Annotated in this window: 17 protein-coding genes; 13 read left to right on the top strand and 4 right to left on the bottom strand. The window is 51.9% G+C overall.

Annotated features, from left to right (window positions below; translation table 11 throughout):
* Positions 1-26: 26 nt before the first annotated feature.
* The 11 genes from ACLD4F_RS12685 (at position 27) to lipA (ending at position 10,833) form a co-directional block, all read left to right on the top strand.
* Positions 27-635 carry an adenosylcobalamin/alpha-ribazole phosphatase gene (locus ACLD4F_RS12685; protein WP_108638711.1) on the top strand — a complete coding sequence of 203 codons (609 nt, stop codon included), beginning with the start codon at positions 27-29 and terminating at the stop codon, positions 633-635.
* 328 nt (positions 636-963) lie between these two features.
* A complete protein-coding gene (rsfS, locus tag ACLD4F_RS12680; RefSeq protein ID WP_001161670.1) occupies positions 964-1,281 on the top strand; it encodes a ribosome silencing factor in 318 nt (105 codons plus the stop codon).
* A gap of 3 nt (positions 1,282-1,284) precedes the next feature.
* The gene (rlmH, locus tag ACLD4F_RS12675) at positions 1,285-1,752 is read left to right on the top strand and encodes a 23S rRNA (pseudouridine(1915)-N(3))-methyltransferase RlmH (protein ID WP_000776107.1); all 468 of its coding nucleotides are present in this window, start codon (positions 1,285-1,287) and stop codon (positions 1,750-1,752) included.
* Between the two features lie 30 nt (positions 1,753-1,782).
* Entirely contained in the window at positions 1,783-3,684 is a 1,902-nt protein-coding gene (gene mrdA / locus ACLD4F_RS12670; RefSeq protein WP_411010867.1) for a peptidoglycan DD-transpeptidase MrdA, read from the top strand.
* A 2-nt stretch (positions 3,685-3,686) separates the two neighbouring features.
* Positions 3,687-4,799 carry a peptidoglycan glycosyltransferase MrdB gene (mrdB, locus tag ACLD4F_RS12665; protein ID WP_000131713.1) on the top strand — a complete coding sequence of 371 codons (1,113 nt, stop codon included), beginning with the start codon at positions 3,687-3,689 and terminating at the stop codon, positions 4,797-4,799.
* A 10-nt stretch (positions 4,800-4,809) separates the two neighbouring features.
* Entirely contained in the window at positions 4,810-5,943 is a 1,134-nt protein-coding gene (rlpA, locus tag ACLD4F_RS12660; RefSeq protein ID WP_079944448.1) for an endolytic peptidoglycan transglycosylase RlpA, read from the top strand.
* 139 nt (positions 5,944-6,082) lie between these two features.
* Complete coding sequence (gene dacA, locus ACLD4F_RS12655; RefSeq protein ID WP_000858711.1) at positions 6,083-7,294, top strand: D-alanyl-D-alanine carboxypeptidase DacA; 1,212 nt, start codon at positions 6,083-6,085, stop codon at positions 7,292-7,294.
* Positions 7,295-7,402: 108 nt separating this feature from the next.
* Positions 7,403-7,666, top strand: coding sequence for a DUF493 family protein YbeD (gene ybeD / locus ACLD4F_RS12650; RefSeq protein WP_000850547.1), 264 nt, complete (start codon positions 7,403-7,405; stop codon positions 7,664-7,666).
* A 99-nt stretch (positions 7,667-7,765) separates the two neighbouring features.
* Complete coding sequence (lipB, locus tag ACLD4F_RS12645; protein ID WP_000284011.1) at positions 7,766-8,407, top strand: lipoyl(octanoyl) transferase LipB; 642 nt, start codon at positions 7,766-7,768, stop codon at positions 8,405-8,407.
* Positions 8,408-8,708: 301 nt separating this feature from the next.
* Positions 8,709-9,662: a YbeF family transcriptional regulator gene (locus tag ACLD4F_RS12640; protein ID WP_001282817.1), complete on the top strand. Its 954-nt coding sequence runs from the start codon at positions 8,709-8,711 to the stop codon at positions 9,660-9,662.
* Positions 9,663-9,867: 205 nt separating this feature from the next.
* Positions 9,868-10,833 (top strand): lipoyl synthase, encoded by a 966-nt coding sequence (lipA, locus tag ACLD4F_RS12635; RefSeq protein WP_000042640.1) that lies wholly within the window; start codon positions 9,868-9,870, stop codon positions 10,831-10,833.
* A gap of 85 nt (positions 10,834-10,918) precedes the next feature.
* On the opposite strand, the gene tatE is transcribed toward lipA, so the two are convergent.
* A complete protein-coding gene (gene tatE, locus ACLD4F_RS12630) occupies positions 10,919-11,122 on the bottom strand; it encodes a twin-arginine translocase subunit TatE (RefSeq protein WP_000503938.1) in 204 nt (67 codons plus the stop codon).
* A 128-nt stretch (positions 11,123-11,250) separates the two neighbouring features.
* Entirely contained in the window at positions 11,251-12,039 is a 789-nt protein-coding gene (locus ACLD4F_RS12625; RefSeq protein ID WP_079944449.1) for a deaminated glutathione amidase, read from the bottom strand.
* Positions 12,040-12,129: 90 nt separating this feature from the next.
* On the opposite strand from ACLD4F_RS12625, the gene crcB reads away from it, so the two are divergent.
* Complete coding sequence (gene crcB, locus ACLD4F_RS12620) at positions 12,130-12,513, top strand: fluoride efflux transporter CrcB (protein ID WP_000939753.1); 384 nt, start codon at positions 12,130-12,132, stop codon at positions 12,511-12,513.
* A gap of 57 nt (positions 12,514-12,570) precedes the next feature.
* Here crcB and cspE read toward each other — a convergent pair whose 3' ends face one another.
* Positions 12,571-12,780 (bottom strand): transcription antiterminator/RNA stability regulator CspE, encoded by a 210-nt coding sequence (cspE, locus tag ACLD4F_RS12615; protein WP_000034826.1) that lies wholly within the window; start codon positions 12,778-12,780, stop codon positions 12,571-12,573.
* Between the two features lie 187 nt (positions 12,781-12,967).
* On the bottom strand, positions 12,968-13,540 hold the full coding sequence (gene pagP, locus ACLD4F_RS12610; protein WP_000289055.1) for a lipid IV(A) palmitoyltransferase PagP: 573 nt from the start codon (positions 13,538-13,540) through the stop codon (positions 12,968-12,970).
* A gap of 378 nt (positions 13,541-13,918) precedes the next feature.
* Here pagP and dcuC point away from each other — a divergent pair, with 378 nt between their 5' ends.
* Positions 13,919-15,304 (top strand): anaerobic C4-dicarboxylate transporter DcuC, encoded by a 1,386-nt coding sequence (gene dcuC, locus ACLD4F_RS12605; RefSeq protein ID WP_000958619.1) that lies wholly within the window; start codon positions 13,919-13,921, stop codon positions 15,302-15,304.
* Positions 15,305-15,318: the final 14 nt, after the last annotated feature.

Raw genomic sequence — 15,318 nt, 5'->3', positions numbered from 1 at the left:
GCGCATTTAACCTCATGAGGAATACCATGCGATTGTGGCTGGTGCGTCATGGCGAAACCGAGGCCAATGTCGCCGGGTTGTATAGCGGACATGCTCCCACGCCGTTAACGGAAAAAGGGATTGGCCAGGCGAAAACGCTACATACTTTATTGCGCCACGCGCCATTTGACAGGGTGTTATGCAGCGAGCTGGAGCGCGCGCGCCATACCGCCCGGCTCGTACTGGAGGGCCGGGATGTGCCGCAACACATCTTACCTGAGCTTAATGAGATGTACTTTGGCGACTGGGAAATGCGCCATCACCGCGACCTCACCCATGAAGATGCCGAAAGCTATGCCGCCTGGTGTACGGACTGGCAGAATGCGGTTCCGACCAATGGCGAGGGTTTTCAGGCTTTTATCCGGCGCGTAGAGCGCTTTATCTCGCGACTCGACGCGTTTAGCGATTGCCAGAACCTGCTGATCGTCAGCCATCAGGGCGTACTCAGCCTGTTGATTGCCCGTCTGCTCGCAATGCCCGCCGCCTCGCTATGGCATTTCCGGGTAGAACAGGGATGCTGGAGCGCAATCGACATATGCGAAGGGTTCGCCACCCTGAAAGTATTAAATAGTCGTGCCGTCTGGCGGCCTGAGTGATGAATTTTCCGTTTTTTCTCGCCGCAGCGGTTTCGCCCATTGACAGCCCCCGACAGGCTGTTATTCTCCGCAGCCAGGCTTTTTTCACCTTGCAGAGCTTTGCAGAAATTGTTTTACAAAAATGGCGATGCTTTCTGTGACGTGGGATGGGATGATAATCTGGTTTTAAACGCCGATCCGGCGACATAAGTCCCGGTATCGCTGCTAATTCAGGTATACTACACGGCGTCCCGCCGGAAGGTTAGCGTTAACTCGCAACGCCTTACCGGTCCAGCCTGTTGGCCTTTTTTCTATCGTTATAACGCAATTATTCACCCAGGGGGAAAACTTGCAGGGTAAAGCACTCCAGGATTTTGTTATCGACAAAATTGATGACCTGAAAGGTCAGGACATCATCGCCTTAGATGTTCAGGGTAAATCCAGTATCACCGACTGTATGATTATTTGTACCGGCACCTCCAGCCGTCACGTTATGTCTATTGCCGACCACGTGGTGCAGTCGTCGCGCGCGGCCGGTATGCTGCCATTGGGCGTCGAAGGCGAAAATGCGGCTGACTGGATTGTCGTCGATCTGGGCGATGTGATTGTGCATGTCATGCAGGAAGAAAGTCGCCGCCTGTATGAACTGGAAAAACTCTGGAGTTAATGCGTGAAGCTGCAACTTGTCGCTGTCGGCACGAAGATGCCCGACTGGGTTCAAACGGGATTTACGGAATATCTGCGTCGTTTTCCGAAAGATATGCCCTTTGAGCTGATTGAAATCCCTGCGGGCAAACGCGGCAAGAACGCGGATATCAAACGCATTCTCGACAAAGAGGGCGAGCAGATGCTGGCCGCCGCCGGTAAGAATCGCATTGTTACCCTGGATATTCCAGGCAAGCCGTGGGATACGCCGCAGTTAGCCAATGAGCTGGAGCGCTGGAAACAGGACGGGCGCGACGTCAGTTTGCTGATTGGCGGCCCGGAAGGATTATCTCCCGCCTGCAAAGCGGCAGCGGAACAGAGCTGGTCGCTCTCGGCGTTAACGCTCCCTCACCCGCTGGTTCGGGTTCTGGTCGCGGAGAGTTTGTACCGGGCGTGGAGCATCACAACCAACCACCCTTATCACCGTGAGTGATCGTGAAGTCTTGAGAAGATTAAGCAGCGGATGAAACGACAAAATTCTTTTCGTGACTATACGGCTGAGTCCGCACTGTTTGTGCGTCGGGCGCTGGTCGCCTTTTCGGGTATTTTGCTGCTGACCGGCGTACTGATCGCCAATTTGTATAATCTGCAAATTCTCCGTTTTACCGATTACCAGACCCGCTCGAACGAAAACCGTATCAAGCTGGTGCCAATTGCGCCAAGCCGCGGGATAATCTACGACCGTAACGGCATTCCCCTTGCGCTGAACCGCACTATCTATCAGATTGAAATGATGCCGGAAAAGGTGGAAAACGTTCAGCAAACGCTGGATGCGCTACGCAGTGTGGTCGATTTAAACGACGACGATATCGCCGCCTTTAAAAAAGAGCGCGCCCGATCCCATCGCTTTACTTCTATTCCGGTGAAAACAAACCTGACGGAAGTTCAGGTCGCGCGCTTTGCCGTCAACCAGTACCGTTTTCCGGGCGTCGAAGTCAAAGGCTATAAACGCCGCTATTATCCATACGGATCGGCGCTGACCCACGTTATCGGCTACGTATCGAAAATCAATGATAAAGACGTCGAGCGTCTCGACAGAGAAAACAAACTGGCGAACTACGCCGCCACCCATGACATCGGCAAGCTGGGCATTGAGCGCTACTATGAAGATATTCTGCATGGGCAAACCGGTTATGAAGAGGTTGAAGTCAACAACCGCGGCCGCGTTATTCGCCAGCTTAAAGAGGTGCCGCCGCAGGCCGGACACGATATCTACCTGACGCTGGATCTCAAGCTCCAGCAGTATATTGAAACGCTGCTGGCAGGCAGTCGCGCGGCGGTGATTGTTACCGATCCGCGTACCGGCGGCGTGCTATCGCTGGTCTCCATGCCAAGTTACGACCCTAACCTTTTCGTGGATGGCATCTCCAGCAAAGATTACTCCGGGCTGCTTAACGACCCGAACACGCCATTAGTGAACCGCGCGACTCAGGGTGTCTACCCACCCGCTTCTACCGTTAAGCCTTACGTCGCCGTATCGGCGTTAAGCGCTGGCGTCATCACCCGTAACACCAGTCTTTTCGACCCTGGCTGGTGGCAGTTGCCGGGGTCTGAGAAACGCTACCGCGACTGGAAAAAATGGGGCCACGGGCATCTGAATATCACCAAATCCCTTGAAGAGTCGGCGGATACCTTCTTCTATCAGGTGGCCTATGACATGGGGATCGATCGCCTGTCAGAATGGATGGGTAAGTTCGGCTATGGTCACTATACCGGAATTGATCTCGCAGAAGAGCGCTCTGGTAATATGCCGACCCGCGAGTGGAAACAGAAACGCTTTAAAAAACCGTGGTATCAGGGCGATACGATTCCGGTGGGCATCGGCCAGGGCTACTGGACAGCGACGCCGATTCAGATGAGTAAGGCGCTGATGATCCTTATTAACGACGGTGTAGTTAAAGTCCCGCACCTGTTAATGAGCACCGCGGAAAACGGTAAACAGGTGCCGTGGGTACAGCCGCATGAGCCGCCGGTGGGCGATATTCACTCCGGCTACTGGGAAATTGCGAAAGATGGCATGTATGGCGTCGCCAACCGCCCTAACGGCACGGCGCATAAATATTTTGCCAGCGCGCCCTATAAAATCGCGGCGAAGTCGGGCACCGCGCAGGTCTTTGGCCTGAAGGCCAACGAAACGTACAATGCGCATAAAATCGCCGAGCGCCTGCGCGACCATAAATTGATGACCGCCTTTGCGCCGTATAACAATCCCCAGGTCGCCGTCGCGATCATCCTTGAAAACGGCGGCGCAGGCCCGGCAGTAGGCACGATCATGCGCCAAATCCTTGATCACATCATGCTGGGCGACAACAACACCCATTTGCCTGCGGAAAACCCGGTGGTTGCAGCGGCGGAGGACCAATAATCATGACGGATAATCCGAACAAAAAAACCTTCTGGGATAAAATTCATATCGATCCCACGATGCTACTCATTCTGCTGGCGTTACTGGTTTACAGCGCGTTGGTCATCTGGAGCGCCAGCGGCCAGGACATCGGCATGATGGAGCGTAAAATCGGTCAGATTGCGATGGGGCTGGTGGTTATGGTGGTGATGGCGCAGATCCCGCCGCGCGTGTATGAAGGCTGGGCGCCCTATCTCTATATCATTTGTATCATTTTGCTGGTCGCCGTTGATGCCTTCGGCGCAATATCCAAAGGCGCGCAGCGCTGGCTCGATCTGGGAATCGTTCGCTTTCAGCCTTCGGAAATAGCCAAAATCGCCGTGCCGCTGATGGTCGCCCGCTTTATTAACCGTGACGTCTGCCCGCCCTCGCTGAAAAATACCGCCATCGCCCTGGTATTAATCTTTATGCCTACCCTGCTGGTCGCCGCCCAGCCGGACCTGGGGACGTCTATTCTGGTCGCCCTTTCCGGTCTCTTTGTCCTATTTTTGTCTGGTCTGAGCTGGCGCTTAATTGGGGTCGCCATTGTATTGATCGCTGCATTTATTCCTATTTTGTGGTTTTTCCTGATGCACGATTACCAACGCCAGCGCGTTATGATGCTCCTTGATCCGGAGACCGATCCGCTGGGCGCGGGCTATCATATTATTCAGTCTAAAATCGCCATTGGCTCAGGCGGCCTGCGCGGTAAAGGCTGGCTCCACGGCACCCAGTCGCAGCTGGAGTTTTTACCCGAGCGCCATACCGACTTTATCTTCGCGGTACTGGCGGAAGAGCTCGGTCTGGTGGGCATCCTGATTCTGCTCGCGCTCTATATTTTGCTAATAATGCGCGGCTTGTGGATTGCCGCCAGAGCGCAAACTACATTTGGTCGCGTGATGGCTGGCGGATTAATGTTAATATTATTCGTTTATGTCTTCGTAAATATTGGTATGGTGAGCGGTATTCTGCCTGTGGTTGGAGTACCTTTACCCCTGGTCAGCTACGGGGGCTCCGCACTGATTGTGCTGATGGCCGGGTTCGGGATTGTGATGTCGATCCACACCCACAGAAAAATGTTGTCGAAAAGCGTATAAGGGGTGCGCAATGCGTAAGCAGTTGCCTGTAATCTGCGTCGCGGCAGGGATAGTACTACTCGCGGCATGTACTAATGACGGCGGTCAGCAGCAAACCACCGTCGCGCCGCAACCTGCGGTATGTAATGGTCCGACTGTGGAAATCAGCGGAGCGGAACCGCGTTATGAACCTCTGAATCCGACCGCAAACCAGGATTATCAGCGTGACGGTAAAAGTTATAAAATCGTTCAGGACCCGTCCCGCTTTAGCCAGGCTGGCCTGGCCGCTATTTATGATGCGGAACCCGGCAGTAATTTAACCGCCTCCGGGGAGATGTTCGATCCGATGCAGCTTACCGCCGCCCATCCGACACTGCCTATCCCCAGCTATGCGCGAATCACCAACCTGGCCAACGGTCGCATGATCGTCGTGCGTATTAACGATCGCGGCCCCTATGGCACCGATCGGGTCATCTCCCTGTCCCGCGCGGCGGCGGATCGTCTGAATACCTCGAATAATACTAAAGTACGGATTGACCCCATTATCGTAGCGCCGGATGGTTCGCTCTCCGGCCCGGGGATGGCCTGTACGACGGTGGCGAAACAGACCTACGCTCTGCCCCCGCGCCCTGATTTAAGCGGCGGAATGGGAAGCGCCTCTTCAGTGCCTGCGCAACCGCAAGGCGACGTTCTTCCAGTCAGCAATGCCACGTTGAAAAGTGACGATACCACCGGCGCGCCGGTGAGCAGCAGCGGCTTCCTCGGCGCGCCGACCACGCTGGCGCCTGGCGTGCTGGAGAGTAATGAACCGACGCCGGTGCCACAGCCAGCGCCGGTTTCCGCGCCAGTGACGGCTCCAGCGACTGCGACGCCGGTGAGCGCGCCTGCCGCCGCAGCCCCGGTATCTGCCCCGGTGAGCGCGCCTGCCGCCGCGGCGAGCGGTCGTTTCGTCGTCCAGGTCGGCGCCGTCAGCGATCAAACGCGTGCGCAGCAATACCAACAGCGTTTAAGCCAGCAGTTCAGTGTACCAGGGCGCGTAATACAAAACGGCGCGGTCTGGCGTATTCAACTGGGGCCTTTTGCCAGTAAAGCCGAAGCCAGCGCATTACAGCAACGTTTGCAAACAGAAGCACAATTACAGTCCTTTATCGCCAGCGCGCAGTAACCGATCGCAGGTATCTGTACTGTCAATTTCTGTAAATGACATTAACAAAGTCACGCGGAAAGTCAGATGCCTGCCAGTTATGCTTTTGCTATAGTAGGGCTCTTTTTTTAATTTCATCACGGACGTCGTAGTTCAGACCATGAAGACCACTTTTTCCGCTCGTTTTATGCAGCGCATGGCGCTCACCACGGCGCTTTGTGCCGCGTTTATCTCAACCGCACATGCCGATGACCTGAATATCAAAACTATGATCCCGGGCGTTCCGCAGATCGATGCGGAATCCTACATCCTGATCGACTACAACTCCGGCAAAGTTCTGGCGGAACAAAACGCCGACGAACGTCGCGACCCGGCTAGTCTGACGAAGATGATGACCAGTTACGTCATCGGACAGGCAATGAAAGCGGGTAAATTTAAAGAAACCGACCTGGTTACCGTCGGTAATGACGCCTGGGCCACCGGCAATCCGGTATTTAAAGGTTCCTCGCTGATGTTCCTCAAACCGGGAATGCAGGTACCGGTCTCTCAGTTGATACGCGGCATCAATCTGCAATCCGGTAATGACGCCTGTGTGGCGATGGCTGATTTCGCCGCCGGTAGCCAGGATGCTTTCGTCGGGCTGATGAACAGCTATGTGAACGCGTTAGGGCTGAAAAATACCCACTTCCAGACCGTACACGGCCTGGACGCCGACGGACAATACAGTTCAGCTCGCGATATGGCGCTGATTGGTCAGGCGTTAATTCGCGATGTGCCTAACGAATATGCCGTTTATAAAGAAAAAGAGTTCACCTTTAACGGCATTCGCCAGTTAAACCGTAACGGTCTGCTGTGGGATAACAGCCTGAATGTGGACGGCATCAAAACCGGCCATACCAGCAAAGCGGGCTATAATCTGGTCGCTTCCGCAACCGAAGGCCAGATGCGGTTGATTTCCGCCGTAATGGGCGGACGAACCTATAAAGGCCGTGAAACAGAAAGCAAAAAACTGCTGACGTGGGGCTTCCGTTTCTTTGAAACCGTTAATCCGCTGAAGGCTGGTAAAGAGTTCGCCTCTGAACCCGCCTGGTTTGGTAATACCGATCGCGCCTCGCTGGGCGTCGATAAAGACGTTTACCTGACGATCCCTCGTGGTCGCATGAAAGATTTGAAAGCGAGCTATGTACTGAATACCGCAGAACTGCACGCGCCGCTGCAGAAAAACCAGGTGGTCGGCACCATCAACTTCCAGCTGGACGGTAAAACCATCGAGCAGCGTCCGCTGGTCGTACTGCAAGAGATCCCGGAAGGGAACTTCTTCGGTAAAATCATTGATTACATTAAATTAATGTTCCATCACTGGTTTGGATAAAAATTGAACGCTTGAAAGTGTGATTTTCGTCCCCATATACTATGCATCAGTAAAACTCCCGCCCTGTGGCGGGAGTTGTTATTTTTTTTACGTAATGCCGGAGCTGACATGAAAACCAAACTTAACGAACTGCTTGAATTCCCTACGCCATTTACTTACAAAGTAATGGGGCAGGCGTTACCTGAGCTGGTTGATCAGGTGGTTGAAGTGGTACAGCGCCATGCGCCTGGTGATTACTCTCCGACGGTAAAACCGAGCAGCAAAGGCAACTACCACTCGGTCTCTATCACCATTAATGCCACCCATATTGAACAGGTTGAAACGCTGTACGAAGAACTGGGCAATATTGATATCGTGCGAATGGTATTGTAATACATCCAGACGGTTACCCGGTCTTATCCGGGTAACTCCCCGCCTCCCCCGCTGTGATATACTTTCCTCTCTTTTTTCATTCTCTACGGAGATGCCGTTTTGTATCAGGATAAAATCCTTGTCCGCCAGCTCGGCCTTCAGCCCTATGAAGCTATCTCTCAGGCCATGCATAACTTTACCGATATGCGCGATGAAAACAGCCATGATGAAATCTGGTTGGTTGAGCATTACCCGGTGTTTACCCAGGGCCAGGCCGGTAAAGCGGAACATATATTGATGCCTGGCGATATTCCCGTTGTGCAGAGCGATCGTGGAGGACAGGTGACCTATCATGGTCCGGGCCAACAGGTAATGTACGTTTTACTTAACCTGAAACGACGTAAACTGGGCGTGCGTGATTTAGTCACCCTACTTGAACAGACCGTGGTGAATACGCTGGCTGAAATTGGTATTGAGGCGCATCCGCGCGCCGATGCGCCGGGCGTCTATGTGGGTGAAAAGAAAATCTGCTCGCTGGGTTTACGTATCCGTCGCGGCTGCTCATTCCACGGTTTAGCGCTAAACGTTAACATGGATCTTTCTCCTTTCCTGCGCATCAACCCGTGTGGTTATGCCGGCATGGAAATGGCCAAAATAACACAGTGGAAAGAAGACGCTACCACGGATAATATTGCGCCCCGCTTGCTGGCGAATATTTTAGCTCTGCTAAATAATCCATCGTATGAATATATTGCTGCTTAATGCGTAAAATATAATGGCCCAAGAAATTTATGGGTCATTAATCATATATGATTTGAATGCTTTACTTCTCCCCCCGCTTTCTATATTTTCGTTATATCCCTGCTGTAGCCGCCAGGCGGCATGGCCTCTTCAGTCCTCATGATGAGGAATTTTCCGTGAACAAAATCCCGGCCTTGCTGTTACTTATCTTATTGAAATGACTTAAAATACATTCATAAGAGTAATTTTAAAACCAACTCATAAATGCAAAATATACTATTTCATCTATTATTCATAATACGAATGAATTCGGAGCCAGAGCGTGAGTGATAATAATCAGGCAGAAAGACAACCGGCCGATCAACATCTACAAGACAAACCGCAAATTTTCAGAACACTGAGAAATATTGACCTCAATCTGTTGACGATTTTCGAGGCCGTATATGTCCATAAAGGGATCGTCAATGCCGCGAAAATTCTTAACCTGACGCCGTCAGCCATCAGCCAGTCCATTCAAAAATTACGGACTATATTTCCCGATCCGCTGTTTATTCGCAAAGGCCAGGGCGTAACGCCCACGACGTATGCTACGCATCTGCACGAATACATCAGCCAGGGGCTGGAATCTATTCTTGGCGCCCTGGATCTTACGGGCAGCTACGATAAGCAGCGTACCATTACAATTGGCACGACGCCTTCGGTCGGCGCGCTAGTGATGCCGATTATTTACCAGGCCATCAGGCCGCGTTATCCTCAGCTTTTGCTGCGCAACATTCCGGTAGACGATGCCGAAAGCCAGCTTAGTCAGTTTCAGACCGATCTCATTATCAATACCCATAGCTATAACAACCGGAGCATCCAGCATCACGTCCTGTTTAGCGATACGCTTGAGATTGTCTGCCGCCAGCATCACCCATGTCTGGCGAACGCCATTACTGAAGAGAGACTGAACAGCGCGGATCACACCTTTCTGATGCTGGAGGGACAACATCTTTCCCTACTGCGCCAGCGACTGCAGGAGACATTTCCCGATCAGCAAATCAGTTTTAGCAGCTACAATATTTTTACCATTGCCTCGCTGATCGCCAGCAGCGATCTGCTGGGACTGATGCCCACCCGCTTCTACGACTTATTTAGCCGCTGCTGGCCGCTTGAACGCCTTCCCTACGCGCCGGTGAATAGTGAACAGGTCGAGTTCTCGCTGCATTACAATAAACTGAGTCTGCGCGATCCGGTGCTGGAGAACGTCATTGATATCATTCGTGAGGCGTTCTGACAAAAATGTTGCATTCAGGTCACGGAAGATATGGGCAAACAGCACAAAACAACAACTATTTTACATTTTGCCGGGCTGTCAGGCTGCTTTATGGCCCTTATCAATGATATACTGCGTGTCACAAATTCAAAAATAGTTGATAAATACAACTTTCCCTTGAATTGAAACGCTTTCCTTCGTTATTCGCAACTGGAACACGCACGCTATGAGTAAACCCATTGTGATGGAACGCGGTGTAAAATACCGCGATGCCGATAAGATGGCTCTTATCCCGGTTAAAAATGTGGTCACAGAGCGCGACGCTCTACTACGTAAACCGGAATGGATGAAAATAAAACTTCCGGCGGATTCTACCCGTATCCAGGGCATCAAAGCCGCAATGCGCAAAAATGGCCTGCATTCTGTCTGCGAGGAAGCGTCTTGCCCAAACCTGGCTGAATGTTTCAACCACGGCACCGCTACGTTTATGATCCTTGGCGCCATTTGCACTCGCCGCTGTCCGTTCTGTGATGTCGCCCATGGCCGCCCCGTTGCGCCGGATGCGGAAGAGCCGCAGAAACTGGCGCAAACGATCGCCGACATGGCGCTACGCTATGTGGTCATCACCTCTGTCGACCGTGACGATCTGCGTGACGGCGGCGCCCAGCATTTTGCTGACTGCATCACTGCCATCCGTGCCAAAAGCCCGGAGATAAAAATAGAGACGCTGGTGCCAGACTTCCGTGGACGTATGGATCGCGCGCTGGATATCCTTAACGCGACGCCGCCGGATGTGTTTAACCACAACCTGGAAAACGTGCCGCGTATTTACCGCCAGGTTCGTCCGGGCGCCGATTACAACTGGTCGCTGAAATTACTGGAACGCTTCAAAGAAGCGCACCCGGAAATTCCGACAAAATCGGGTCTGATGGTGGGCTTAGGCGAAACCAATGCGGAAATCATTGAGGTTATGCGCGACTTACGCCGTCACGGCGTTACCATGCTGACGCTTGGTCAGTATCTACAGCCAAGCCGCCATCACCTGCCGGTACAGCGTTATGTCAGCCCGGAAGAGTTTGACGAGATGAAAGCGGAAGCCCTGGCGATGGGCTTTACCCATGCCGCCTGTGGCCCCTTTGTACGTTCTTCGTACCATGCTGATCTCCAGGCCAAAGGCATGGAAGTGAAATGATCGTGTAATAGACGCTTACATTTCAGGCAAAAAAAACCGGCAACTCGCCGGTTTTTTTACTCTGCGGAGCAAGCGCATCGCGCTGTTACTCTTTATGCGAGAGTTTTTCAGCCTGAACGCTACCGTCGACGTCTTTCTTAACGCCCGCGTCTTCATCGTTCATTGCTTTCTTGAATCCTTTAATCGCCGTGCCCAGGTCTCCGCCCAGCGTACGTAACTTCTTGGTACCAAACAGCAGAACAACCAGTGCGGCAACCACCAGCAGTTTGGTAATACTAATCTCACCCATAGATACCTTCTTCACTAAAAACAGGCTGCGTAACGCGCCGGATTAACCTGAGAATATTAACGGTCTTTCGACGCGCGCACACAATAGCAATCTGTAACAAGGTGAATCAAGCTTTGCGTAAAAAAACATCATAATAATTGCGGTGGCGCAAATCGTCGTTGCTGCAAAAGAGGAAGTTGCTCCCGCACCTGGTCTATTCGTTCTCTGAATATTTCCGCGACGATCAGCGCCGGACGATCGGCTGCCGCGGCTATCGTTACCCCCAACGGATCGATAATACGACTTTGACCAATATTACGATTACCACACTCCCCGGCCGCAATCATATAGCAGGTGGTATCCAGCGCTCTCGCCGCCAGCAGCGTCGACCACTGCTGCTCTTTCAACGGGCCGCGAACCCAGCCCGTCGGCAGCGCCAATACGTCAGCCCCCTGTAAAGCCAGCGCTAACGCCATATCCGGAAAGCGCAGGTCATAACAGGTCATAAGCCCCACCTTAACCCCCTCCACGTCCAGCATAGGCGCGATAACGGTTCCGGCATCAATACTTTGGGATTCTTGCATCGAAAACGCATCATAGAGATGCAGCTTCGCGTAACGCGCGACAATGTGACCCGCCCGTAGCGCCACCAGCATATTAACCGCCCGTCCAGGCGTTGACGGGACAAGGATAGTGAATATCGTCGTCATATTATTATGAGCGCTTTCTTCCTGAAGCCGCGTCATAAACGCGCCATCCAGCGGCTGCGCGGCGCGAATCGGCAGGTCAAGGTCGATGTCATCTCGCGCTAATATCCCCTCAGGCAACACCAGAAGCGATACGCCGCGGCCCGCCGCCTGAGCCATTAACGAAACGCAAACTTGCGCATTCTTTTCCCATACAGAACTCACCACAAACTGCCCGGCTGCAACGAACATATCCCCTCCCACACCTCTGTCAGGACTCGCCAATTATGCGTGTTCGGCGTTACACTCCTCTTGTATAGCAATTAAATAAAGGATTCGGCAGTGTTACAGCTTCTTTTAGCAGTTTTTATCGGCGGTGGAACGGGGAGCGTAGCCCGGTGGATGCTAAGTATGCGTTTTAATCCGCTTCATCAGGCGATTCCCATCGGTACGCTAACAGCAAATTTGCTTGGCGCGTTTATTATCGGCATGGGGTTCGCCTGGTTTAACCGCATGACACATATCGATCCGATGTGGAAAGTGCTCATTACGACCGGCTTTTGCGGCGGCCTGACGACCTTTTCTACTTTTTCTGCTGAAGTGGTATTCTTGCTGCAAGAGGGGCGCTTTGGCTGGGCGCTGCTGAATGTGCTGATTAACCTGTTGGGTTCGTTTGCCATGACGGCGCTGGCATTCTGGCTATTTTCCGCCGCAGCGGCGCGTTAAGCGCAAAAAAAACCCGCCGAAAGGGCGGGTTTTGAAATCTTGCTGTCGGACGTATGCTTACAGCGCAGTTACGTTTGCAGCGGAAGGGCCTTTGGCACCGTTAGTGATTTCGAACTCTACGCGCTGACCTTCAGCCAGAGTTTTAAAACCATTGGTCTGGATTGCAGAGAAGTGTACGAACACGTCTTTGCTGCCATCTTCCGGAGTAATGAAACCGAATCCTTTGGATTCATTAAACCACTTAACGTTACCTTTAATCTTAGACATCAAAATTACCTTTACATGAAAAATAGACACAAATGCTGTGTCGGATACCAGTACAACAATTGTGATGCATTTTGTCCAGTCGAACTTTGCGAAAAAGTGATAAATATCGCGTTAATTTTTAGCTAACCCTGTCTACTTATTGTTTTTTAAGGCTTTTTTATTCACAACTGAAGCATGCCCTTCCCCGTCAAAACTGGAAACGCATCCAGGCGAAATAGACGTTTCCGTTGTTATACGAACCCGGAATGTAGGTCATCTGAAAGGTAGCGGGACCATAGCCTATCGACGCTAAAGGCAACAGTACAGGGATGGGAATATAATTCCAGTTGTCGCGCGCGGTAACGCCTGCGGTAAAGCCCAGTCCCAGACGAAAATTATCGTCTTCCAGCGGTCGCCAGGTTTTTTCCCAGCCATAACCGCCTATGGGTTCCCATTTGTTAAATGAATCTTTAAAGGCCATCATATAGAGGCCATGCCAGTTGCCTTTGTCGTCCCAGCGCGACTGACCAAAACCAACGCCCCACGGCCGCTCGTTATAGCGATCCGTTTTCTCTTTATCGTAGGCAAAGCGCGCATGCCAGGTAATGGCGGGGACATACAAATCATAATGCTCAGGCTGTCGCCACGTTTCTGCGACGTTATCGGTAAACGTGTTAAACCACCCTTTATCCGCCGCAGAGACTGAAGGAATAGCCAGCCATGGCATAACAAGGAGAGCAATAATAAGAAAATACTTTCTGATGATCATCGCAACATACATACCGTTCAAAAATTCGACTGTGATAATAACAACATTAACCTGAATAAAATCTTAACAAACTATAAACAGAGAATAATCTGAGAGAGTATCGGGTTAACGGCGTTTGATTTAGCACTCAGAACCGTCACGCGCTCCTTAATAAGCTTTCACAAAAAACACAAAACAAAGCACAACAAATAAAACAATAAAATAACAATAAATTAATACTTATAGCGCTACAGAAAATTCGTATAAACATATTTCATCTTTAGCGATGACATGAAAAAATAACCGCGCCGTGATTTTAATCAGTAAGGCGCCATCCTTTATTCGGTACATTTTTATACCACTTTTGTGGTTCTTATTTTTACTCTGGGTGTCGATAAGACAGGGGAAACAATGCTAACAGTTATAGAACTCCTTATCGGAGTCGTCGTTATTGTGGGTGTAGCACGCTACATCATTAAGGGATATTCCGCCACTGGCGTTTTATTTGTCGGCGGTCTGGTTCTGCTTATTATCAGCGCGCTGATGGGGCATAAGGTATTACCTGCCAGCGAAACCAGTACCGGCTATACCGCAACAGATATTGTTGAATACATCAAAATTTTGCTCATGAGTCGCGGCGGCGATCTTGGCATGATGATCATGATGCTGTGCGGCTTTGCCGCTTATATGACGCATATCGGCGCGAATGATATGGTCGTGAAGCTGGCGTCGAAACCTTTACAGTATATAAACTCACCCTACCTGTTGATGATTGCCGCCTATTTTGTCGCCTGCCTGATGTCGCTGGCCGTCTCTTCCGCGACGGGGCTTGGCGTACTGCTCATGGCTACTCTCTTCCCTGTGATGGTCAACGTCGGCATTAGCCGCGGCGCGGCGGCGGCTATTTGCGCCTCTCCGGCCGCCATCATCCTCTCGCCAACGTCTGGCGATGTGGTTTTAGCCGCAAAAGCGGCGGAGATGCCGTTAATCGATTTCGCGTTCAAAACCACGCTGCCGATTTCCATCGCCGCAATTATCGGTATGGCGATTGCGCACTTTTTCTGGCAACGCTATCTGGATAAAAAAGAGAACATTTCACATGAGATGCTGGACGTTGCGGAGATTACCACCACGGCCCCGGCGTTTTATGCCCTTTTGCCGTTCACGCCCATTATCGGCGTACTGATTTTTGACGGTAAATGGGGGCCGCAGTTGCACATTATTACCATCCTGGTGATCTGTATGCTGCTGGCCGCCGTGCTGGAATTCGTGCGCGGCTTCAACACGCAAAATGTGTTTTCCGGCCTGGAAGTGGCTTATCGCGGCATGGCGGATGCGTTTGCCGGCGTCGTGATGCTGCTGGTCGCGGCGGGCGTTTTCGCCCAGGGGCTGAGCACCATTGGCTTTATCCAAAGCCTGATCTCGATTGCCACTTCTTTTGGCTCCGCCAGCATTATTCTGATGCTGGTCTTAGTGATTTTAACCATGCTGGCTGCGATGACCACCGGTTCAGGCAATGCGCCTTTTTACGCCTTTGTTGAGATGATCCCTAAACTGGCGCACTCCTCCGGCATCAACCCAGCCTATTTATCCATCCCAATGCTGCAAGCCTCAAACCTGGGGCGCACGATTTCGCCGGTCTCCGGCGTCGTGGTCGCTGTCGCCGGGATGGCTAAAATATCACCGTTTGAAGTGGTGAAGCGCACGTCCGTTCCAGTCATCGTCGGTCTGTTGATCGTCATTATCGCCACGGAAATTATGGTGCCAGGCGCCTCTTCCGCCGTTACCGGCGGCTGATAGCCGGTAAGCCG

Source organism: Salmonella sp. 741265050_HSA (genome assembly GCF_046569445.1).
Classification (GTDB): Bacteria; Pseudomonadota; Gammaproteobacteria; order Enterobacterales; family Enterobacteriaceae; genus Salmonella; species Salmonella enterica.
Note: the sequence above shows the minus strand (reverse complement) of the source record. Positions and strands in the feature narration are given on the sequence as shown.

Bases quoted from the DNA above. Each gene is read 5' to 3' on its own strand.
- dacA (WP_000858711.1), top strand. From the start codon at position 6,083: ATGAAGACCACTTTTTCCGCTCGTTTTATGCAGCGCATGGCGCTCACC.
- tatE (WP_000503938.1), bottom strand. From the start codon at position 11,122: ATGGGTGAGATTAGTATTACCAAACTGCTGGTGGTTGCCGCACTGGTT.
- ACLD4F_RS12685 (WP_108638711.1), top strand. From the start codon at position 27: ATGCGATTGTGGCTGGTGCGTCATGGCGAAACCGAGGCCAATGTCGCC.
- lipA (WP_000042640.1), top strand. From the start codon at position 9,868: ATGAGTAAACCCATTGTGATGGAACGCGGTGTAAAATACCGCGATGCC.
- rlpA (WP_079944448.1), top strand. From the start codon at position 4,810: ATGCGTAAGCAGTTGCCTGTAATCTGCGTCGCGGCAGGGATAGTACTA.
- ybeD (WP_000850547.1), top strand. From the start codon at position 7,403: ATGAAAACCAAACTTAACGAACTGCTTGAATTCCCTACGCCATTTACT.
- cspE (WP_000034826.1), bottom strand. From the start codon at position 12,780: ATGTCTAAGATTAAAGGTAACGTTAAGTGGTTTAATGAATCCAAAGGA.
- dcuC (WP_000958619.1), top strand. From the start codon at position 13,919: ATGCTAACAGTTATAGAACTCCTTATCGGAGTCGTCGTTATTGTGGGT.
- ACLD4F_RS12625 (WP_079944449.1), bottom strand. From the start codon at position 12,039: ATGTTCGTTGCAGCCGGGCAGTTTGTGGTGAGTTCTGTATGGGAAAAG.
- pagP (WP_000289055.1), bottom strand. From the start codon at position 13,540: ATGTATGTTGCGATGATCATCAGAAAGTATTTTCTTATTATTGCTCTC.
- mrdB (WP_000131713.1), top strand. From the start codon at position 3,687: ATGACGGATAATCCGAACAAAAAAACCTTCTGGGATAAAATTCATATC.
- mrdA (WP_411010867.1), top strand. From the start codon at position 1,783: ATGAAACGACAAAATTCTTTTCGTGACTATACGGCTGAGTCCGCACTG.